Here is a 22,012-nt window from a genome sequence, read left to right as displayed (position 1 = left end):
CGGCCCGGGACGCTCGCCCCTCGTCCGCAACCGATCCCGACCACGGCGAGGACTTCCCGCACCCGGGGCCCGGAGCACCGTCCACGCCGGTGCGGTCCGTGCGTCCGGTGGACGACGACCCGCTCAGGCGGCGGGATACGTCAGGCAGTGGGCTTCGTCAGGCGGCGGGCTTCGTCAGGCGGCGGACCAGGGTGACGAGGGCCTCCCGGTCCGTCGCCGGGTCCGTCGCACCGGAGAGGAGCAGCCGGACCATCTGCGGCAGCGTGAACCAGGCGTTCACCAGGCCGATCACCGCGAACATCAGCCGGGCCGGATCCACCTCGTCGGCCAGCACGCCGGCCCGCTGCGCGGCCGAGAGGGCGGCGACCTTCTCGCCGTAGTGCTCGGTGCGTTCGGGCCCGGCCGCCAACTCATCGGACGCCGCGCCTCGTTGCAGGCCTTCCCAGGCCAACAGGCGGGAGAAGTGCGGGTTGGCCGAGTGGTAGTCGAAGACGTGTCGGGCGTAGTCGCCGAGATCCCTCCCCGGTGCCAGGACGAGAGGAACCGCTTCCGCCAGTTTGCCCAGTTCGGACGTCAGCACGGCGGAGAAGAGCTGCTCCTTGTTGCCGAAGTACTGGTAGATCCGCTCCTTGTTGATGCCCGCCCGGGTGGCCACCCGGGCGATCCGGGCACCGTCCGGGCCGAACTCGGCGAACTCCTCGACCGCGGCGTCGAGGAGGAGCTGCTGCGTGCGTGCGGTGTCCCAGGCCATGGCCCAACCATAGCGCGAGTTTCCAACCAAACAGTTGGACATCCGGGTGCACGTCTGCCAGGATCTCCAACCGAAGGGTTGGAGATTCGAGCTCCAGCTGCCCGCCCAGGGGAGGAAAACGTCATGACCACCGACAGCGTCACCGCACCGGCACCCGCCGGCCCGTCCGTGCACCGCCGGGCCCTGCTCACCTGGCTCGCCGTCTACCCGACCATCACCGCGGCCTTCATCCTGCTCGGCCCCCACCTGGGACAGCTGCCGCTGCCGGTGCGGACCCTGGTGATGACCGGCCTCGTCGTCCCGGTCGTCGTCTACGCGCTGCTGCCCCTGCTGCTGAAGGCCGAGTCGAAGCTGGCCCGCCGCCCCGGTCGCCGCTAGCAGCCGGCCGCCGGCCCCGGGAGCGGCCTCCGGCCCCGGCCCCGGCCCCGGAAGGCCTAACCCCGGGTCACCTGGACGCTGTGCTGCGCCAGCACCGCGACCAGCCGCTCCGGATCGTCCGGGGTGATGACCGGCTTGACCCGTCCCCCGAGGTCGAGGACGAAGGCGACGCTCTTGTCCACCCGCCCCGGGTCGAGGTTGAAGTAGTGCACGAAGTCCCCGGAGCCCCAGATCCGCCACCGCCCGCCGAGGCGGCTCAGCGGCACCTGCTGCAACCCGCGGATCCGCGCGTACGGGATCCGCTTGGCGGAGGCCAGCGGGAAGTAGTACCGGCGAATCACGAGTTCGCGCGCGGTGCACGTCACCAGACCGTCGTTGTACATGCGGGCCAGGCTAACCGCGGGCCGTGCCGCCCGCCCCGCCATCGCGGGCCGACCCGGGCAGGTCCGCCCGTACGCCGCAACGCCACCCGCTTGCGCCCCGTCGTGTCCCCGGTCAGCCGCCGACCCGCAGATAGTGCCCCCAGTAGCCCTGCCAGGGCCCGTAGTGCTCGGCCAGCCGGCGGAACTCCGCCTCGTCGACCGGCCGCCGGTAGACCCGCTGGAGGGCCCGGCCCATCTCCTTGTCCAGCTCGATCCGCTCCGTCCGCCCGAGCCCGCGGATCAGCAGGAAGGAGGCCGACCAGTCACCGATCCCGGGCAGCGCCAGCAACTGTTCGCGGACCTCCTGGTACGGGCCGGTGCGCAGGAAGTGCTCGTCCAGCCCGGCCCACAGCCGCACCGAGCGGTGGAGGTAGCCCGCCTTGCGCGGGTTGCCGATCAGGGCGAGCAGCTCGCCCTCGTCGAAGCGGGCCAGCTGCTCGACGTCCGGGAACGCCCACAGCCGCTCGGCGCCCACGTCGATCCGGTTGCCGACCGCCTCGACCAGCGCCCGCTTCATCTCCCGGGCCACCGGCATCGGCGTGCGCTGGCACAGGATCGCCCAGCAGAGCAGCTCGAACGGCGAGGGGAACTTGACCTGGTGGTAGCCGTGCAGCCGCTCCACCACCCGGGCGAAGGGCTCGTCCTGCCGGGCCAGCCGGTAGAACTCGGTCAGGTCGTCGGACAGGCCCAGGTAGCAGTCGAGCCGCTCGGTGACGGCCCGCACCACCTCCTCGGTGACCGGCCGCTCCGCGGCCAGCCGACCGACCAGCCCGGGCACTCCGGGCGCGGCGGTGAGCCGCACGCCCACCGTCGCCCCGGCCTCCCGGACGGCCAGGGTGAGCGCTGCCTGCCCGGTGCCCTGCTGCCCGGCCATCGCCGGGAAGGAACCGATGAACCCGAGCGAGGCCCGGAAGTCGAACGGCTCCCGGGCGGGCAACCGGATGTCCGACAGGTACAGGCGCGGCGTGTCCGTGGTCATGACTCAGCCCTCCTCGCGGTCGCGGCCTGCGGCTCCGGGTGCGAGCGAGCCGGAGAGCGCGTTCAGGACGGCGAGCGCGTCGCCGCGCGGCACGGGCGCGAAGAACTCGGCATCGGCCTTCTCCACCGCGTACATCGCCCGCTCCCGCAGCGCCTGCCCGGCCTCCGTCACCCGCACCCGCTTGGCCCGGCTGTCCACCGGATCCGGGAGCCGCTCCACCAGCCCCTTGCCCTCCAGCGTCCGCAGCACCTGACTGGTCATCATCGGGTCCGTACCGGAGTGCTCCGCCAACCGCCGCTGCGTGGGCACCCCCTCGTCCACCCCGAGCCACCACGCCCCGGTCAGCAGCACGAACTGCACGTGCGTCAGGTCGTACGGCCTGAGCGCGGCCGCAAGCGCCCGCTGCCACGCCAACGTGACGCGCCACAGCAGGAACCCCGGACTCTCCGTCGGCCTCCCGGGCCGCTCGAACTCCGCCTCCACCACCGGATCCCCCACGGGGTGCCCCCTCCTCCGATTTACTATGCGCATTTACTATATCCGAGGGCAACCTCCCCGGTCGACCCCGAATCGGCCACCAGCGCTCGCGCAAGCGGGCCTTCTGGGGGCGGTGCCGAGTTCCGGGGCGGGCAGGCGGCGGCACTCCGGCGGGCGGCAGGCGCGGCGGTCGGCAGGCGCGGCGGGCATCCGTGGTCAGGTGGTCGGCGCGGCCGCCACGGCGGTCCCCGCGTCAGAGCCACCGCCGGTCACGGGCCGCGAAGGCGGCCTGGAAGCCGTTCGATGCGTCCAGGCGGCGCAGCGGTACTGCTCGGCTGGTCGGACCGCAGCCTCCTCGCGAGGTGCACGACCGCGATCGGCGGCTACTGCTCTGGCAGCACCGTGTGATGGATCTCGGTGATCGTCGCTGCGGTGTCGAAGCCGAGTACCGGATCGGGCCGGTCGGAAAGCAGGTTGGCGTAGAGCGGACGGTAGTGGGCGACCTTCCGTTCGGTCCGGCCGTCGTTGCCGAAGGAAGCCAGCAACTCGCCTTTACGGGCCGCGAATCCAGTCATGGCGGTGTGGTCGATCCAGACCTCGACACCGGACCGGCCGAGCACCAGGCTGCTCTCCTTGCTGCTGGAGCCGGTCAGCCAGCTGCTGCGCAAACGGGCCGAGCCGATCTCGCCCCGGGATCGGAATCCCACCGTGCACCACGCACTCGCACCTCCGTCCGTTTGCCGGGCGGAGGTGAGTCCGGTGAGTTCCACGAAGCGGGTGAGCATGCTGAGCTGGTTCACCCCTGAGTCCGTCCAGCTGGAGACGTACGAGGCGAAGGCGTCAGCTCCTCTCAGGACGTAGGGGTCGTAGAAGGCGGAGGTGATGGTCGTGACCGGCCCCCAGTCGGGGTGCGCGGCGAGCAGCTCCGCCGCCCAGTCGACCTCGGGGGAGAACGCGAAGTGGTGGGCGGTGAACACGCGGCCGCACACGTCGACCTTGCCGTCCAGGTCGCGCAACGCGGCGAGGGCGGCTCGGTCATGCACGAGCGGCTTCTCCACCAGCACACGGGCCGTGGAACGGAGCAGGGTCAGCTCCGTCAGTTCGGCGTGCGTCTGCGACGGGGTGGCGAGTACCACCAGGTCCGGCCGGTGCTCGTCGAGCGCGCGGGGGAGGTCGCCGTAGTGGGGCGGCCTCCGGCCCCGGAACTCCACGGGCGCCACGGGTCGGGGATCGACTGTGAATTCCAGCTGCACGTCCGGCCGTTCGGCGAGGACGGCGAGGTGGGTCCCGGCGATGATGCCGACCCCGACCAAGCCGACGCGTACCGGCTCGATGCGTACCGGGTTGGTCATGAGCACTCTTCCCCTCGTCCGATCCGGCCCTACACCTCAGGGTTCCGGGGCCTCATCGTCGCGCGGCCACCTCCGCCCAACGGCCCAACGACACGGCCGGGCCGTCGACCCACTCGACCCGCGGCTCGTGCTCCATCGCCGTCGGGACTCCCTCGATCCAACTGGTCACGATCGGGACCCAGTAGGTGTTGCCGCCCGACCGACGGGTGCGCGCATCGAGCTCGACCCGGGTGCGGCGGGCGCCGTCGTGGTCGCCGCCGAGGACTCCGAACAGGACCTGGGCCACGTCGGCCAGGTTGTGACCGCCTCGGTAGCCGATCTCGTCCGCCAGCCGCCGGGTGCCCTCTATCGCCTGCACAGCGGCCTCGTCGTCACCGGCCACCACGTAGGCGACCGCCTCGGCGGAGCGGACCTTGACCAGTTCGACCGGGTTGGGCACCAGGTCGAGCAGGTCCCGCGCACGGGCTGCCGCATCCGACACCGCTGCCGTATCACCGGCCCAGCACACGGTCTGCGCCAGATTGGCCAGCGCCTTCGCCTCCGCGGCCGCCAGACCCTCGCGCCGGGCCAGGGCGATCGCCTCGTCGTACGCGGCATTCGCTTCGCCGAAGCGGGCGTTGACCCGCCAGATGTGCCCGATCAGCCGGAGTCGCTCGCCCTCGTCCTCCGGCCCTCGGCTGCGCTGCTCCCGCAGCGCAGCCAGAGCGGTTTCGAACCGCCCGTTGAGATAGTCGAAGTCGCAGAGCCAGTACCGGGCCGCCGCCTCGAACTCGCCGCCCAGCAGGGCGCGGTAGATCTCGGCCGCCGCGGTGTAGTCGCCGTGGTTGCGCAGCGCATGGGCGAGGTGGATCCGTACCAGCTGCGCCGTCGGACTGCCCGACGGTAGGCCCTTCGCCGCGGCGCCCAGCACCTCGACCGCCTGCGCTGCGTGGCCCGTCCGGCGTAGCTGCACGCCCCGTATGGCGGCGAGTACGGCCTGGTATTCCGGTGGCCCGGTCCGTTCGACAGTGAGTCCGGCACCCAGCTCCGACCACTGCCCCGCCTCGACCAGGCGCTGCGTGGCACGGGCCATCCAATCCTCGAAGACCCCGTGCGCCGCCGAGAGCTTGAGCGCGGATTCCAGGGCCTGGGCGACGGCGACCCGCCCGGCGCCCGGCCCGAGGCGCTGTCCCAGCCAGGAGAGCAGTCGGGCCGCGACTTCACCGCGGTCGCGGTCGGACCAGCCGTCCGGGAGCGTCCGGTCCGCCTCCCCGATCGCGTGACGGAGCGCCGCGTGCAGGGCATACGGCAGCACGTAGGCGTCGTCGTGGGTCAGGAACGGCCGCCGCAGGAACCGGGCGACGCTGCCGTCGGAGATGCCGGGCTGTCCGGCCCGCAACAGTTCGGCCCCGACCCGGTCGGTGAGCGCCGCGGTCCGAACGAGGTCGCGTTCCTCCCGGGGCAGGTCACGGATCGACCGGGTGGCCACCGCCGTGAACGAGCCGCCGAAGTCGGCCGGCGAAGGCTGCCCGCCACGGGCGAGGAGTGCGACGAAATGCGACACCGACAGGTCCAGGTACAGGGGAAGCCCCTGGCCTCCGGAGATGATGCGCCGACGGACCTCGGCGGGCATGGCAGGCCGGCCGTCCCTCACCAGCGCTTCGCGGAGGTAGCTGTCGGCGTCGGAGTCCGAGAGGTAGCCGACGAGGTGCTGGCGGGGTTCCACGGTGTCGTTGCTGAAGTGCAGGTTGGGCCAGCACTGCGGGCCGGTGAAGTCCAGTTCGCCGCCCGTACTCGCGTCGGCCCAGTCGACCCGGTTCCGTCCCGTGATCACGAACAGTACGTTGGGCATCAGGTAGGCGCAGCGCTGGACCAGGCGCTCCACCGTCCGGTCGGCGCGCCCGTTGACCACCTCGAAGGTGTCCAGGAACACGCACACCGTGGGCCTACGGGCCGGCCGGCCCCGGTGCGACAGGCGGTCGAGGTCCCAGGCGAGCAGGTACGGGAAGTAGGAGAGCGTCTCGTAGTCCGCGTCGGCCTCGACCAGTTCGGCGAACAGCTCGCAGTCGGCCAGCAGCCGCCCCTCGCGCACCCGGTCGCGGACGGCGCGGTAGGTGGCCAGGGCGGCGCGGTGAGCGAGCCCGGTCAGCCCGCCGAGCCCGGCGGGGTCGACGTCCCGCACCGTCTCCGCGATCTGGTCGCCGAGCCCGATGCTCCGGGAGGCCCGGCGCAGGGCCGGTGAGGAGTCGAGGAAGTCCTGCAGGGCTTCCCCGGGGTGCGCGCGGGCCCAGTACGAGGCGAGCGCCAGGTCGAACGCCTGCCAGCGGCTGCCCAACTGCCCCAATCCTGCCCGCAGGCGCAACAGCAGGCCCTCGATGTCGCATGCGCCCTCCTCGGAGAGGTCGACGCGTAGGGCCACGACGTCGTCGCGGCCCTCGGCCGCCGCGTCGGAGAGCAGCCGGCGCTCCAGCTCGTGGGAGAGCGTCGTCTTGCCTATGCCGCCGACCCCGTAGAGCGTCAGGACGTTGCGGCGCCCCTGTGCCCGGTCCAACACCGGCGAGACCTCGGCCTCTTCCAGCGTCCGGCGCAGGCACTCCACCGACCGCTTGAAGGCCGCCACCTCGTCGACCCGGTTGGTGAAGACCTGCTGCGCCGTGACGGTGGACGACAGTCCGCTCATGAAAGCAGCCCGCAGGTTCACCCGTGCCATCCTGCCTCCTCCTTGTGGCATCCGGTTCGCATCGCGCGAGGAGCATCCGAGCTGAGATACTGTCAGTTTTCTTTGCCGCAGGACAAGAAGCCTCCCCGGCCGACAGGAGCACGGTCAGAGGCAGGCTCCCCGCCCTCAGGACAGCCAGCGAACGGCCTGCTCCCGGGTCACCCTCGCGGCATCGACGTACCACAGCCCGTTCGGCTTGTCCCAGCGGGCCTTGAGGAGTGCCTTGGCCTCGTCCTTCTCGCCGTACGGGACGTTGAGGTAGAGCCGCCCGTCGATGATGTCCCCGGGGCGGATGCTCGCCGCCCCGGTCGTGCCGGTCGCAGCGGGCAGCGACGCAGCAGGCCTCGCGCTGCCGGCAGCATCCCCGGCCGCCCGCGGGTTCCACGCGGCCCGCTCCTTGCGGGCCCGGTCCATGACCCGGCTGACGCGTTCGCAGGACGCGGGGTCTGTGAAGCGCATCATCAGATCGGTCGGTCCGCTGCCCGCGAGCAGGTTGAGGGAGCCGTGCCAGAGCACGGCGCGGTCGAGGATGAGGACCTTCTCGTGCATCCGCTCACGGAAGTCCACCTGGCAGCCGACTGCCCTGAGGACGTCGATCTGCTTCTGGTGGCGGGCCGCTCCGGTCGCCTCCCGCTGTTCCTCGGGTGATCGCGTGTGGACGACGACCCGCACCCCGTCGGCCACGCGGGCGCCCAGCAGCGCCGACCAGCGGCGCACCGGCGTCGGATCGAGGAAAGCGCAGTAGACCTCGATGCTGGTCCGGGCCCGCGCGATGTCCCACTCCACCGCCTTCTGCACCTCGTCGGCGGGGAAGAAGGCCGGCCGCGCCAGTTCCTCCTCGGACAGGACCGAGAGCTGAGCCGCGTCCCGCGTCGGGATCAGCTGGTCGGCCGAGATCACCTGGGCATGGCACTCCAGGTGATCGAGCATGGCCCGCGCCTCGCTGTGCGGGCCGAGGTGCTTGCGCAGGTGCTCGACGTCGGCGACGACGACGAGGTGGTCCTGGGCCCTGCTGAGCGCGACGTTCAGCAGACGGCAGGTCTGGGAGGAGAGACCGGTTCCGGCGTAGAAGATACCCGGATCCTTTCCGGCACCCACGGCGGTGTCGAAGACGACGATCGGGCGCTGGCTGCCCTGGAACCGGTGAATGGTGTCGACCAGCCCCTCGTAGTCCTCCCCGAACCGGTACTTCAGGCTTCCCTTCAGCGCCTTGACCTGCGCGCGATAGGGCGCGATGACCGCAAGCCGGTCGGTTGCCCGCGACCCCGGCCCGATCTCGGCGCTCCCCCACTTGCGGCCGGGGAGCACCCCCTCGTACTGGAGGCCGCGGATCAGCTCGTGGACGACGGCCTCGTTCACGGTGTTGGCCCGGTAGTCAGGGCCGGGGATGCGCTGCTTGGAGGTGTCGACGAGGATCACGGGGGCATCGATCAGCGGATTGGCCGGGACCCGACTGCCATCGCCGCGGCCGGTGGCGAGCGGCGCGTCGGGGTATGCGACGGCGTTGACGAGTCGGCAGATCGGCTCGCGCATGCGGTACTGGGTGTCCAGCGCCACCAGGCGCGGGTCCGGCCGCACGGAACCGTGCTCGTTCACCAGACCGGCCGCATGGAAGGCGTCACGGGCGGCCCAGTGCCGCGCATGTGCGCGCTCGTCCTCCGTGGCCTTCCGGTCGCCGTCTCCCTTGGTGACCGCGGGCAACTGCCGGAAGTCGCCCGCCACGACGATCCGCTTGCCCGCAAGGCCGGCTGCCAGCCAGGCCGAGGGCAGATCCACCATGCCCGCCTCGTCGACCACCACGACGTCCACCCGGTCGAGCAGCTTGCGCGCCTGGACCGCCTTGGCCACCGTGGCCCCCATGACCCGGCACCGGGACCGCACGGTCTGCTTGATGCGGGAGAGCTGCCGGTCGAGCTCCTGGATGCGCTCCTGCAAGGTGCCGGCCTCGTGAACGAGCGTCGCGTACGCGGGAAGGCCGACGAACCGGGAGCGGAGGCCCGCGAGGCTTCCACTCGTCGCACTGATCCGGGCAGCCAGTTCCTCCGCCTGCTTCCGGGCGGCCGCTCCGACGTACTGAGCGGTGAAGGCGGCCTCGGTGGCCCGGGTGAGGTCCTCCCGCAGTGCCGCGAGTTGCTTCTCCCGCCGCCCGGCGAGGAAGCCCTTCGGTTCGCCCACCTCGCTGATGGCCAGCCGCAGCCGGGCCACCTCCGCCTCCGCCCGCAGAGCGTCCCGTTCCACCGTTCCGGCCGAGTCGACTGCGCTCCGGTGGGCCTTCCGGTCCTCGGCGAGGCGCTGCTCCAGCTCCCGGGCTTCGTCATACACGGCGACGCCGGCCCGAGCCCGTTGCAGGGCCTCCCGCGCCTCCCGTACCGCCTCCTCCAGCTGCGCCGAGACCCGGCCCGCGATCCGGGCGGGGTCGACGAAGTCTCCGTACCGCTCGCGCAACGACGGCAGTTCGAGCTCCCCGGCTCGCTGGACGAGGCCCTCGGCGAAGCCCGTCTCGGCCTTCAGGAGGTCACAGATCCGCTCCAGCGCCTGGTCGACGGCGACCTTGGTCGGGGCCAGGAACAGGACGTTGTGCCCCTGACGGACGTTGCCCTCCACGATGTGGCCGACGACGTCGGTCTTTCCCGTCCCGGGCGGCCCCCAGAGGAACAGCGCCTCGCTCGCCAACGCCTGGGCGACGGCGGTCCGTTGGCGCGGGTTGAGCTTCAGCCCGTGCCAGTCGGCCACCCACCGCTCGGGGTCCGCCACCCGGCCCACCGCCGGTGCCCCCTGTCCGACCATCCACCCGGCGCTCTCGACCCGGATGCCAGCGTCGTCCGAACCTGCGGCTTCCAGGCGTTCGGCGAGTACCAGCAAGCCCGCCGAATCGTCCTTCCGCACCTGCACGTTGCGCGCCCCCGCGGGCAAGCCCTCGGTCAGCACGAGCCTGACCTTCCCGTCCGGCATCGGGGACGCCTCGCCGGGAATCCAGGCGCCGCGCGCCTGGGAGGGGCGCACCAGGACGGGACTGCCGTCGAAGGACGCCGGCCACCGGCGACAGCCGAAGAGGTACTCGTACCGCCCCTCCGCCGCGGAGACCTGCTGCCCGCCGGACAGCGACGCCTTCTCCGCTTCCTTGGCCTCGTCGCGCCGTTCGGCCCGGATCTCCGCCCGCACGGCGGCGAGGAGCTCGGGAACCGGGTGGGGCTGCTCGACCTGCGTCATGAGTGTGCGTTCCCCCGTTGTGCGTGCACAGTGTTCCGACCACTGTACGGAGTGCGACCGACACCGGGGGCGGATTCCGTCAAGCGACCTCCGGCGACCGCCCGCGGCCCGTCCGGCGGGAGGAGTGGCCGCGTGACGGCGACGGCCACTGCCGGTTGCAACCCCACCACCGGCTCGACGGTCTCAAGGCCGGTCCGGCTCCCGGCAGCTCGGCGCGGAGCCCACCCGCCGACGACGGGACCACGTCTCCCGATCCACCCGCTTGACCGGACGAGGTCCACTACGGTGGCCACAGTATGTCTCCGACCAGCACCATGACGAGGATGGGCGTGCACGCGACTAGTCCCCTGAGCCCCGAGGACCCGCCCGAGATCGGTGGTTTCGAACTCCTCGCCCGGATCGGCCAGGGAGGCATGGGCCAGGTGTACCTCGGCGAATCCCCGGGCGGAGAACAGGCCGCGGTCAAGGTGATCAAGCCGTCCCTGGTCGACTCGGAGACCAGGCTGCGTTTCGCCCAGGAGATCGAGGTCCTCAAGACCGTCTGGGGAAACCGGGTCGCGGCCTTCCTCGACGCGGACCCCGAAGCAGAACCGCCGTGGCTGGCCACGGAGTACGTGGAAGGTGCCGACCTCCGCAAACACGTGGACGCGTACGGCCCGCTCCCCGCCGTCCTGGTGGCGTCGCTGGGTGCCACTCTTGCCGAGGCCCTCGCCCTGGTGCACAAGCAGGGACTCCTGCACCGGGACCTCAAGCCGGCGAACGTCCTTCTGGGGCCCAACGGCCCCAAGATCATCGACTTCGGGCTCGCGGTGTTCGCCGAGTCCGGATCCTCACTCACCGCGCCGAACACGGTCGTCGGCACACCCATGTGCATGGCACCGGAGCAGGCCAACGGCATCAAGCCGCTCACCGAGGCAGTCGACACGTACGCACTGGGCGCCGTCCTCCTCTTCTCGGTGACCGGCCGGTACCCGTACCGGGCGGCCAACGTCCATGCCCTGTTCCACATGGTCACCGACCCGGACACCGCCCCCGACCTGACCGGGGTCCCGACCGAGCTGTCACCGGTCCTGGCCTCGATGCTGGCCCACGAGGCCAAGGACCGGCCGTCCCTGCCGTCCGTGGTCAAGTCGTTCCGCGCCGTCATCGAGGCCCAGGGGATCACGGTGGCCCAGGCCCGCCGACGCCTGACGACGCTGACCACCGCACAGCCGGCTCCCGGACCCCGGGCGACGTCCCCGGCCGTGCCGTCCCCGTCCGCCGCCCTCGCCGAGGCGACCACGGTTCCAGCCCCCACACCGTCCGCCGTCCCGCCGCCGGCACCCGCACCGGAGGACAGCCCCGGCTACACGCCGACGCTCAAGGACGCCCCCGCACTGGCAGCCGCGCCCGCCGACGCGCGCCAGGGCACGATCTTCCTGGGCGGGCCGCCCCTGGCGAAGGCACCGACGCCCGCCCCGGCATCGGCATCGGCGGCTCGCGCGCCCCGGCGGTCCGTGCAGGCCCGTCGCACGGCCCAACAGCTGCGCGAGGTCTACGCGGCCGGGGCCCCGTTCTGAGCTCGGCCCCGTCCTCTCCCCGCGCTCGCCGTAAGCTCTTCACCTGGTGCGCTGTCCCGGGAGGACGGCCGCGACCACCGCTCAACACGATGTACACAGGAGGCAGCGGGTGACCCCCGAGCTGAGCAGCGCCGAACCGACCGGGACCGCGGAGGACCCGTACCCGGCGGGCGCGCAGGTCTTCGTTCGGGACGAGGTGTGGCTCGTACGGAACAGCTCGCTCACCGAGCACGACGGTGCCCGGGTGGAGGTGGTCGGTGTCTCCGACTTCGTCCGCGACCAGGAGGCGGTCTTCTTCACCGCCCTTGACGAGATCGAGCTGGTCGACCCCCGGCAGACGAGGCTCATCGCCGACGACTCGCCCAACTTCCGCCGCTCCCGCCTCTTCCTGGAGGCCGTGCTGCGACGGACCGCCCTGCCGCAGTCCGAGCGCGGTCTCGCGCTCGCCGACTCCTTCCTGCTGGACCCCCTCCCCTACCAGCAGCGCCCGGCCCAACTCGCGCTGTCCGGGCGCAACCTGCGGCCCCGCATGCTGATCGCCGACGTGGTGGGCCTCGGCAAGACCCTGGAGATCGGGCTCACCCTCGCCGAGCTGATCCGGCGTGGCCGGGGGGACCGCATCCTGGTCGTCACCCCGCAGCACGTGCTGGAGCAGTTCCAGCACGAGCTGTGGACCCGCTTCGCGATCCCGCTGATCCGGCTGGACTCGGTGGGCATCGAACGCATCCAGCGCGAGATCCCGGCGGGCCGCAACCCCTTCACCTACTTCAAGCGCGTGATCGTCTCGATCGACACCCTGAAGAACACCGACCAGTACAAGCACCACCTGGAACGGATCAGCTGGGACGCGGTCGTCATCGACGAGTCGCACAACCTGATCAACCGCGGCTCGCTGCGCAACCAGCTCGCCCAGATCCTGGCTCCGCGCACGGACGCCCTGATCCTCGCCTCCGCCACCCCGCACAACGGCGACGCGAAGTCCTTCGCCGAACTCATCGGCCTGCTCGACCCGGCGGCCATCCGCGACCCGGAGAACTACCGGGCCGAGGACATCGCGCATCTCTTCATCCGCCGCACCAAGATCAGCCAGGAGGTGCGCGAGCAGATGAAGGGGCAGTGGGCGGACCGCGGCCCCTCCCGATCGGTCCGCTGCGCGGCCACGCCGGCCGAGGAGAAGATCTTCGAGGAGCTGGCCGAGGTCTGGCTGCCCTCCGACGGCCGGAAGTCGGTCAGCGACGTACCGCTCTTCCCCTACACCCTGCTCAAGTCCTTCCTGTCCTCGCCCGCAGCTCTCAGAGCGACGGTCGAGACGCGGATCAAGACCCTTGAGAAGAAGGAGATCCAGTCCGCGGTGGCGGCGGAGCGGGAGGCCCTGCTCCGGCTGCGCGACCTCGCGGGCGCGATGTCCGACACGGACTCGGCGAAGTTCAACGCGCTCGTCGCCGAGCTGCGGGCGATCGGCGTGGGGCCGGGCTCCGACACCCGCGTCGTCGTCTTCTCCGAGCGCGTGCAGACCCTGGAATGGCTGCACTCCGTCCTGCCCGCCGCGCTCGGCTTCAAGGGCCGGGCGGCGAACGGTGCCGTCCGCCTCATGCACGGCGGCCTCAGCGACGAACAGCAGATGCAGTGCGTCGAGGACTTCGGCCTCGCCGACACCCCCGTGCGCGTCCTGCTCACCGGCGACGTCGCCTCCGAAGGCGTCAACCTCCACCGCCAGTGCAGCCAGCTGGTGCACTACGACGTGCCCTGGTCGCTGATCCGCATCGAGCAGCGCAACGGCCGCATCGACCGCTACGGCCAGGCCCGCTCCCCCGAGTTCCGGGCGCTGATCCTCACCAGCGAGGTCGAGGGCGCCAAGGACGACACGCTCGTCGCCGAGCGCCTGCTCGACCGCGAGCGCGAGGCCCACCAGAAGCTCGGCACGGCGGAGGCGGTCACCGGTCTCTACCGCGCGGAGGCCGAGGAGAAGTCGCTCATCCAGGACCTGCTGCGCGGCCGCACGGTGGAGGAGTCCCTGGAGGCGCACCGCTCACAGGCCGACGATGCCCACGGGGCCGACGGCATGGACGACTTCCTCGCCGACTTCTTCGGCACCGTCGGCGAGGAACCCACCAGCGAGGACACCTCCGTGCCGCGCGCCGACGTACCCCGCCTGTTCGCCTCCACCCGGGAGTTCCTGGACGAGGCCCTGCGCGAGGTCTATCCGGACGCCCAGAGCACGCTGGAGATGGACCGCGACGAGACGTCCGGCCTGATCTCCTTCCGCCCGCCGGCCGACCTCGTCCACCGGCTGAAGGCGCTGCCCCTCGACTACGTCCGCGAGCAGCGGCTGCGGGAAAGGCTGTTGGTCACCCTCAACCGGCGCCTCGCCGAGCACTCGCTCCAGCGGGCCCGCGAGTCCTCCGCCTCCAGTTGGCCGGAGATCTCGCTGCTCACCGACCTCCACCCGGTGGTGGAGTGGCTCACCGACAAGGTGCTCGTGCGCCTCGGCCGGCAGGAGGCCCTGGTCCTCACGGCGGACGTCGCCGAGCCCACGTACCTGATCCAGGGCGTCTACTCCAATGCCCTCGGCCGGCCGACGGTGGTCAAGTGGATGGCGGTCACGCGGGACGGCACCGTCGACGACGACATGGTCTCGATACTGCGCCGCTCCGGCGTCGGCCCCACCATGGCCAACCCGCTGAAGCACTGGCCCGTCGACCGGCTGCAGGACGGTATCCCCGCCGCACTGGAACGGGCGGAGGCGTTCCTGGAACACCGCCGGGAGGCCTGGGACGAGCCGCTGCGCGAACCGATCGAGAACTACCGGCTCCGCCTCGGCGCCTGGGAGCAGCCGACCCTCGCGGGCGAACGCACCAAGCAGCGGCTCGCCGGCATCGCCGACTCGCTGCTCACCACCGGCCGCCCGCTGCTCCGCGTCCTCGCCGTGCTCGCCCCCACGCCGCCCCAGGCCGTCTGACCCCTGAGAGAAGCAGTTATGACGTACGACTCCCTGGTGAACCGCGGCGACTACTTCTCCGCCCACTACCTGGCCGAGGTGCTGCCCAAGGACCTCAAGTCCGGCCTGCTGGCCGCGTGGAAGGAACGCGAGGAGGCGGCGAAGGCCGCAGCCGCCTCCGATGACGCGGAGCAGGACCCGGACGCCATGCCGGTCACCCCGCGAGCCGGCCTGCGCGCGCTGCGCCGCCCCTACTTCCGCTCGCGGGCCGGCTTCGCCCTGCCGGAGGCGGCGGATGACGATCGGACCGTGGCGGACGACGACACCGCCACCTACGGCTCGCCGGCCTGGCGCGAGCGGGTGCGCGCGCTCAACGCGCAGGTGCTGCTGGCCCTCGGCTACGACGCCAAGCCCGGCACCATCACCGTGGAGCGGGCCGACCAGGCGTACGAGGTGCAGGTCGCGCACAGCGAGAAGGGCCTCATCGCACTCGACTGCGGTTGGGCCGCCGAGCCGGACGCGGCCCTGGACCCGGACGGCCCGGGGCGCCTGCTCCAACCGCTGGTGCTCGACGGGCAGCACACCGTCGCCACCGGGTCGAAGCTCGCCTCGTTCCTGTTCGCGTGCGACGACGCGCCCCGGTACGTGCTGCTGCTGGTGGGCGGCGTGGTCGTCCTCGCCGACCGGATGACCTGGGGCGAGGGCCGCTACCTCGCGGTGTCCCTGGACGGCGCGCTGGAGCGCAACGACACCAAGACCGGCGGCGAACTCGACACGGTGGCCGCGCTGTTCGGCGCGGACTCGCTGCGCACGCCGGAGACGGGCGGCGAGAACCCGCTCGCGGAACTCGTCGGCAAGTCCACCAAGCACGCGGTGGGCGTCTCCAGCGACCTGCGCGACGGGCTGCGGCTGAGCGTCGAGCTGATCGCCAACGAGGTGCTGGACCGCATCCGCGAGAACGAGGGCGTGCGGCCCGAGGACGTCATGGAACTCCCGGAGCTGGGGAAGCAGCTGACGCGGGAGTCGTTGCGGTATCTGTACCGGATCCTGTTCCTTCTGTACGCGGAGGCCCGGCCGGAGCTGGGCATCCTGCCGGCCGACTATCCCGAGTACCAGCAGGGGTACGGGCTGGGGCGGCTGGGCGAACTCGTCGCCGAGCGGGACCTGGTGGACGAGAAGTCGCGGCGCGGGTTCTACCTGTACGAGTCGCTGGACCTGCTGTTCAAGAAGGTCCAGGGCGGCTACCGGCCGCGTCGGACGCACGGGGTCGTGGAGGAGAAGGCCTCGGAGGACGTGGGGCTGCGGTTCGAGCCGCTGCACTCCAAGCTGTTCGAGCCCGAGTCCATCAAGCTGATCGGCGCGTCTTCGGTGCCCGACCCGCGCTTCGACGCCGACGAGACGGGCGAGGAGCGCTACCTCGACACGCGTCTGCGCAACGCGACCCTGTACAAGGTGCTGCGCCTGCTGATGCTCACCAAGGGCCGGAAGGGCGAGCGCGGCGGCTTCATCTCGTATGCGCAGCTGGGCATCAACCAGCTCGGCGCGGTGTACGAGGGGCTGATGTCGTACAGCGGCTTCGTGTCGGACAAGGAGCTGTACGAGGTCGCGAAGGGCGGCGACCCGAAGGACGGGTCGTGGCTGATCCCGAGGTCGAAGGTCGACGAGTACCCGGACAACGTCTTCGTCCGGACGCGCGACGAGAACACCGGCGAGGAGGTACCGGCCAAGTACGCCCCGGGCGAGTTCGTCTACCGGCTGTCGGGCCGCGACCGGCAGACCTCGGCGTCGTACTACACGCCCGAGTCGCTGACCAAGGTCACCGTGCAACTCACCCTCCAGCACCGCCTGGACCAGGACGGGACGACCACGGAAGCCCGTGAGCTGCTGGACTGGAAGATCTGCGAGCCGGCCCTGGGGTCGGGCGCGTTCCTCAACGAGGCGATCAACCAGGTGGCGGCCGAGTACCTGCGGCGGCGGCAGGACGAGCTGGGCGTCGCCATCGACACGGAGAAGTACCCGGTCGAACTGCAGAAGGTGAAGGCGTACATCGCCCTGCACAACTCGTACGGTGTCGACCTCAACGAGACGGCGGTCGAGCTGGCCGAGGTGTCCCTGTGGCTGAACACCATGCACCCGGGCATGGAGGCGCCCTGGTTCGGCCTGCACCTGCGGCGGGGGAACTCGCTCATCGGCGGCCGACGGGAGGTGTACCCGGCGGCGAAGCTCAAGAAGGGCGCGTGGCTCGGGACGACGCCCGAGCGCTTCCCGCTGGCGGACGCGGTGAACGGGGTTCCGCTGCCGGAGGGTTCGGTCCACCACTTCCTGTTGCCGGCGAAGGAGTGGGGCGCGGTCGCGGCCGAGAAGGAGGCCAAGGCGCTGGCGCCCGAGGATGCGAAGGCGCTGGGCGCGTGGCGGAAGGCGATCACGCGGAGACCGACCGCCAAGCAGTCCGAGCGCTTGCAGGCGTTGGCCCGCCGGGTCGAATACCTGTGGGGGCTGGTGGCGCGGCGCCTGGAAATCTCCGAGCGAGACATCTCGCGCAGCATCGACGTGTGGGGCGCGGAGGACGGGTGGCTTCGGCGGCCGAAGGAGGCCGTCAAGCGGGAGGACGTACTGGCCGACCTGCATGCGGTCGACACGCCCTACTGGCGTCTCAAGACGCTGATGGACACCTGGTGCGCGCTGTGGTTCTGGCCCGTACAAGAGGCGGCGGTGCTGAGTTCCAGGGACGACTTTGACTCATCCGCCTCGGAGCTTGAGGCTGCCTCTGCACCGGCGGAACAGTCGCCCTCGGATGTTCTGATGACCTGGCAGGCTGAGGACCTCTTCGGCGGCCTCGGGGAGTCAGGTGAGTTGACTCGCCAGGCTGTCGATCGGCTCCGTCTGGGCCGCCGAAAGGAGGCCATCCACAGTGACCGGCACTCGACCGTCGCGCTGGCCTCCCTCAATGACTGGCTGGCATTCGCTGAGGCCATGGTCGGCGTCAAGGATGTCGACACCAACACTCTGGTGAGCCACTTCGAGGGTCTGAAGGACCTGTCCAAGTATGAGGACGGCCTCCCCGAGTACATGGGCATGACGCGTTTCCAGGACCTGTTGCCGCGCTTCCCCTGGATGTCAGTCGCCCGCGACGTGGCGAAAGCACAGGGCTTCTTCCACTGGGAACTGGAGTTCGCCCAGGTCTTTGCCCGGGGCGGCTACGACATCCAGGTAGGTAATCCGCCGTGGGTACGACCAAGGTGGCAGGAGGATGTGGTTCTGGCGGAGCTTGAGCCGTGGTTCATGCTTGCCGACAAGCCGAGCACGGCGGAGTGGCGCCTACGGAAAGAAGGCGCGCTGACCGAGAACCGGTCAGCGAACTGCGAGTATTTCCTGAGCGAGCTCTCATCAAATGTCGGCACCGTTTCGACGCTCGGAGGGACGTCAACCTATCCCGCGCTTGTGGGGACCCAGCCGGATCTCTATCGAGCCTTCATGATCCAGGTCTGGAAGAATCAGTCGAACCGCTCCGCAACAGGACTCATCCACCCGGACTCGCATCTCGGGGGCACCAGGGAGGCGTTTCTGCGGTCCGCCGCATATCGCCACCTGAGAGCACATGCCAGCTTCGTCAACGCCTCGAACTGGGCATTTGAGGACTTGAACCGGTCTCAGGATTTCGGACTTCACATCTACGGCCCTCCGGGCCCAATCAGTTTTGTTCACCTCAGCCAGCTCTACAGCGCTGACACCCTTACAGGGTCTCTTACTCACGATGGGCGCGGGCCCGCTCCCGGAGTGAAACATCGGGGGCACTGGGATACTCGCCCTCACCGTGACCGTGTTATTCCCGTCAACGAGGACCGACTCACCAGCTGGCGGCGGCTGTCCGGCGACGTGGGGCCCATCGACAGAACACCCCTCCTCTACCCCGTACTGAAAACCGAACAAGGAGCCATCGATGCATTGGCTGCCTTTGTCGACCGACTCGGCATGCTCAGCCCCAAAATTTCCAGCGGGTACCACGAGGCCAGCGCCAAACGAGACGGCTACATTCGCTGGTCCACCAGCCAGCCATCCGAGCTTCAGGAACTAATTCTCCAAGGGCCTCACTTCACAGGATCGACGCCGTTCAACAAGCAACCCGACAACCCCTGCAGGAGCAATCGGGACTGGTCCCCGTTCGACCTTACGGCGATCTCCGGCAGTGGGATTCCCCGCACAAACTATGTTCGCGCGTGCGACACAGGGACATATGAAGCAGCGCAAGACCGTTGGGCGGGCCGCCCCTACACGGAATACTTCCGCTTGGCGTGGCGCGCGATGGTCCCATTTGACACTGAGCGAAGCCTATTTGCTGCACTTATCCCGCCGGGCCCCGCACATGTACACACCGTACATTCCCTCGCTCTGGGCGACAATCTTCTGACCAGCCTGAGCGCGGGTTTCTGGGCTGCACTCCCCTTGGACTATCTCCTTCGGATCACCGGACGTTCACACCTCCAAGTAGCTGAAGCTCTTCAAATGCCAACCCCTGTACCCGACCACCCGTTGGCTAGCTCACTCCTAGTCCGATCTCTTCGACTTAACGCTCTGACGGACGCTTACTCACCCCTCTGGGAAGAGTTGTTCAGTCCTTCCTGGTCGGCATCGGAAAATTGGGCGTACGAGGCATGGCAGAACCTCAAGCCCCTCGCCGAGCAACTCACCTCCAAGTGGCAGTACGACACCCCACTCCGAACCGAATACGAGCGCCGCGCTGCCCTCGTCGAGCTGGATGCACTCGTCTCTGTCTGGCTCGGCATCACCGCAGATCAGCTGGTCGCGATCTACAGGACTCGCTACCCGATCATGGCCGATTACGAGGCGGAGATGTACTTCGACGCGAACGGACGCAAGCTCGCCCGCAGCTTCAACGCATACGGGCACGGCCAAACCAAGGAGACCTACCCGGCTCTCCTTGATCACCTGGCCAGTCCGGCGACCGTCCCGCCGCCCGAGGGCTACACCGCGCCCTTCTACAAGGCCGACCGCGAGACCGAGATGCGCGCCGCCCACGCGCACTTCCAGGCGCGCCTGGAAGCAGAGATCGCTGCTGGCCGATGGTCCCCGCCGTCGCCCGCAGCAGCGCCTACGCTGATCGACGATGCAACCAGCTCACTGGAGGCGGACGTCTGATGCTCACCCGACTCGAAGTCCACGGGTTCAAGAACCTGCTGGATTTGGCAATCGATTTCGGGCCGTTCACCTGCATCGCGGGTGAGAACGGCACCGGCAAGTCGAACGTCTTCGATGCGATCCAGTTCCTCTCCCTGCTGGCGGACAAGTCGATGATGGAGGCTGCTCAGGACGTTCGCGGTGTTCACGGCGAGCGCCACGGGGATCCCCGGGACCTCTTCTGGAAGGGCTTTTCCGCACCGAACCTGCGGATGCGGTTCGCCGCCGAAATGATCGTGCCCCTTGAGTTCGAGGACGACTTCGGGCGGGCGACCAAACCCACGACATCCTTCCTCCGGTACGAGTTGGAGATCGGGTACCAGGAGCCGTCCGGCCTGGACCGCTTCGGCCGGCTGACTCTTCTCCGCGAGGACCTTCGCCACATCACCAAGGGCGCAGCCAAGCAGCACCTGCGCTTTCCGCACAGCGCCGGTCTGTTCCGCAACGCAGTCATCACCGGGCACCGCAGTGGGGCGCCCTTCATCTCGACCGACCTGGACGTCGTGTCAGGCGATCCCATCGTCAAGATCCACCAGGATGGCGGAAGCCGGGGCCAGCCCAAGCCGGCAGCCGCCTCACGAGCCCCCGCGACCGTGGTGTCCACCATCACGTCCAGCGATGACCCGACGATCCTGGCTGCCCGCCGCGAGATGCAGTCCTGGCGACGCCTGGCCTTGGAACCATCGGCTCTACGGAGCGCGGACCGTTTCATCGACCCTCAGGTCATGGGTGTGGACGGCTCCCACCTGCCCGCTGCCCTGTTCCGGGTCGCGCATACGGTCGCCAGTGAGGATCCCGAACGGGTTTACGCCCGCGTCGCCGGCCGCCTGTCCGACCTGACGGGCGTCCAGATCCGTGAGCTGGCGGTGTACCAGGATGAGGTACGCCAGCTGCTGACCGTGAATGTACGGGAATCCGACGGGGTGGCACTGCCGGCGCGCAGCCTCTCCGAGGGCACACTGCGCTTCCTCGCCCTGTGCGTGCTCCTGGAGGATCCGAGTGTGCGAGGCATGGTGTGCATGGAAGAGCCTGAGAACGGCATCCATCCCGCCAATCTCGTTCCCATGGTCGATCTGGTCCAGGATCTCGCCGTCGATCCGACCATCGCGCCAGGTCCCGACAATCCGTTCCGGCAGGTGCTCATCAACACTCACTCTCCCGGCGTCGTCCAGCTCGTGCGCCCCGAGGATCTGCTCTTCGCGGAAACCGCGGTCCACCGCCTGGAGGACGGCACAACCGCCCGTGCCCTCAGACTGAGGCCGCTGAACAGCACCTGGCGCACCATGGAGGGGCGCCGCGACTACGTGACCAAGGCGGACATCCTCCCTTACCTCACGACCCCTCCAGGCGCGCAGACGACTCTCGGCGGGGCGGTGGCGTGACCATCCGCATGCTGTTTACCGGCGAGGGAACCAGCGATAACGGCCTCGTCCCCCACGTCGAATCGATCGCCTCCATGTCAGGAACGCAGGTCTCGGTCACTTCACCCGACTTCGGCCGGCTGGGCTTCACAGGAGCCCACTCGGTGATCGAGAAGCTGCGGACCGTCCGCAAGTTCGGTGATGACTACGACCTACTCGTCGTCCATCGGGACGCCGACCGGGACCACCCGCAGAAGCGCAGGAACGAGATCGCGGATGCGGTCGCACGCGAGTGGCCCGGACATCCCCACATCGCGGTTGTACCCGTCCGGATGCTGGAGGCCTGGTTACTCCTCGATGAGGCCGGAATTCGCCAGGTCGCCGAAAACCCGAACGGAAAGACGAAGCTGGCACTCCCGAAGGCGCACTCGGTCGAAAAGGTCGCCGACCCGAAGAAGCTGCTCAAGGACACGCTCGCCACCGCGAGCGGATACTCCGGCCGCCGTCTGGAGACCTTCCAGAAGCGCTTTCCCCAGCATCGTCACAAGCTCCTGGAACGGCTTGATCCTCACGGTCCCGTGTCCCAGCTCCCGTCCTGGCAGGCGTTCACAGAAGACCTGACAGCAGCCATCAGGAGGGTCTGAGGTCGCCGACTCGTCCAATGCCGCCCTAGCGACGCGTAGCTGAGAGG

General features: G+C 69.9%; 13 protein-coding genes. 6 read left to right on the top strand and 7 right to left on the bottom strand.

What is annotated here, in order from left to right; genetic code table 11:
- Window positions 1-157 precede the first annotated feature (157 nt).
- Window positions 158-751, bottom strand: a complete 594-nt coding sequence (locus ACH4J0_RS32525) for a TetR family transcriptional regulator (protein WP_396244514.1) — start codon at window positions 749-751, stop codon at window positions 158-160.
- A 123-nt stretch (window positions 752-874) separates the two neighbouring features.
- Here ACH4J0_RS32525 and ACH4J0_RS32520 point away from each other — a divergent pair, with 123 nt between their 5' ends.
- Complete coding sequence (locus ACH4J0_RS32520) at window positions 875-1,129, top strand: hypothetical protein (protein WP_396244513.1); 255 nt, start codon at window positions 875-877, stop codon at window positions 1,127-1,129.
- 56 nt (window positions 1,130-1,185) lie between these two features.
- Here the strand turns inward: ACH4J0_RS32520 and ACH4J0_RS32515 are convergent, their stop codons facing one another.
- From ACH4J0_RS32515 to ACH4J0_RS32490, 6 genes are all read right to left on the bottom strand, one after another.
- Entirely contained in the window at window positions 1,186-1,512 is a 327-nt protein-coding gene (locus ACH4J0_RS32515; protein ID WP_396244512.1) for a hypothetical protein, read from the bottom strand.
- Window positions 1,513-1,624: 112 nt separating this feature from the next.
- Window positions 1,625-2,530, bottom strand: a complete 906-nt coding sequence (locus tag ACH4J0_RS32510) for a DNA-3-methyladenine glycosylase family protein (protein WP_396244511.1) — start codon at window positions 2,528-2,530, stop codon at window positions 1,625-1,627.
- A 3-nt stretch (window positions 2,531-2,533) separates the two neighbouring features.
- On the bottom strand, window positions 2,534-3,028 hold the full coding sequence (locus ACH4J0_RS32505) for a MarR family winged helix-turn-helix transcriptional regulator (protein WP_396244509.1): 495 nt from the start codon (window positions 3,026-3,028) through the stop codon (window positions 2,534-2,536).
- Window positions 3,029-3,390: 362 nt separating this feature from the next.
- Window positions 3,391-4,359, bottom strand: coding sequence for a Gfo/Idh/MocA family protein (locus ACH4J0_RS32500; RefSeq protein ID WP_396244507.1), 969 nt, complete (start codon window positions 4,357-4,359; stop codon window positions 3,391-3,393).
- Window positions 4,360-4,411: 52 nt separating this feature from the next.
- Window positions 4,412-7,048 carry a tetratricopeptide repeat protein gene (locus ACH4J0_RS32495; protein WP_396244506.1) on the bottom strand — a complete coding sequence of 879 codons (2,637 nt, stop codon included), beginning with the start codon at window positions 7,046-7,048 and terminating at the stop codon, window positions 4,412-4,414.
- A gap of 135 nt (window positions 7,049-7,183) precedes the next feature.
- A complete protein-coding gene (locus tag ACH4J0_RS32490; protein WP_396244505.1) occupies window positions 7,184-10,267 on the bottom strand; it encodes an AAA domain-containing protein in 3,084 nt (1,027 codons plus the stop codon).
- A gap of 323 nt (window positions 10,268-10,590) precedes the next feature.
- Between ACH4J0_RS32490 and ACH4J0_RS32485 the strand changes: the two genes are divergently transcribed.
- The 5 genes from ACH4J0_RS32485 to ACH4J0_RS32465 all read left to right on the top strand — a co-directional run bounded on the left by ACH4J0_RS32485 (window position 10,591) and on the right by ACH4J0_RS32465 (window position 21,965).
- Complete coding sequence (locus ACH4J0_RS32485; protein WP_396244503.1) at window positions 10,591-11,826, top strand: serine/threonine-protein kinase; 1,236 nt, start codon at window positions 10,591-10,593, stop codon at window positions 11,824-11,826.
- A 109-nt stretch (window positions 11,827-11,935) separates the two neighbouring features.
- On the top strand, window positions 11,936-14,785 hold the full coding sequence (locus ACH4J0_RS32480) for a DEAD/DEAH box helicase (RefSeq protein ID WP_396244502.1): 2,850 nt from the start codon (window positions 11,936-11,938) through the stop codon (window positions 14,783-14,785).
- 18 nt (window positions 14,786-14,803) lie between these two features.
- Complete coding sequence (locus tag ACH4J0_RS32475) at window positions 14,804-19,921, top strand: class I SAM-dependent DNA methyltransferase (RefSeq protein WP_396244500.1); 5,118 nt, start codon at window positions 14,804-14,806, stop codon at window positions 19,919-19,921.
- Complete coding sequence (locus ACH4J0_RS32470) at window positions 19,921-21,342, top strand: AAA family ATPase (RefSeq protein WP_396244498.1); 1,422 nt, start codon at window positions 19,921-19,923, stop codon at window positions 21,340-21,342. The genes ACH4J0_RS32475 and ACH4J0_RS32470 overlap by 1 nt, the downstream gene beginning before the upstream one ends.
- Window positions 21,339-21,965: a DUF4276 family protein gene (locus tag ACH4J0_RS32465; RefSeq protein ID WP_396244497.1), complete on the top strand. Its 627-nt coding sequence runs from the start codon at window positions 21,339-21,341 to the stop codon at window positions 21,963-21,965. The genes ACH4J0_RS32470 and ACH4J0_RS32465 overlap by 4 nt, the downstream gene beginning before the upstream one ends.
- Window positions 21,966-22,012: the final 47 nt, after the last annotated feature.

Origin of the sequence: Kitasatospora sp. NPDC017646 (genome assembly GCF_044329365.1) — a bacterium.
Lineage (GTDB): Bacteria > Actinomycetota > Actinomycetes > Streptomycetales > Streptomycetaceae > Kitasatospora.
Note: the sequence above shows the minus strand (reverse complement) of the source record. Positions and strands in the feature narration are given on the sequence as shown.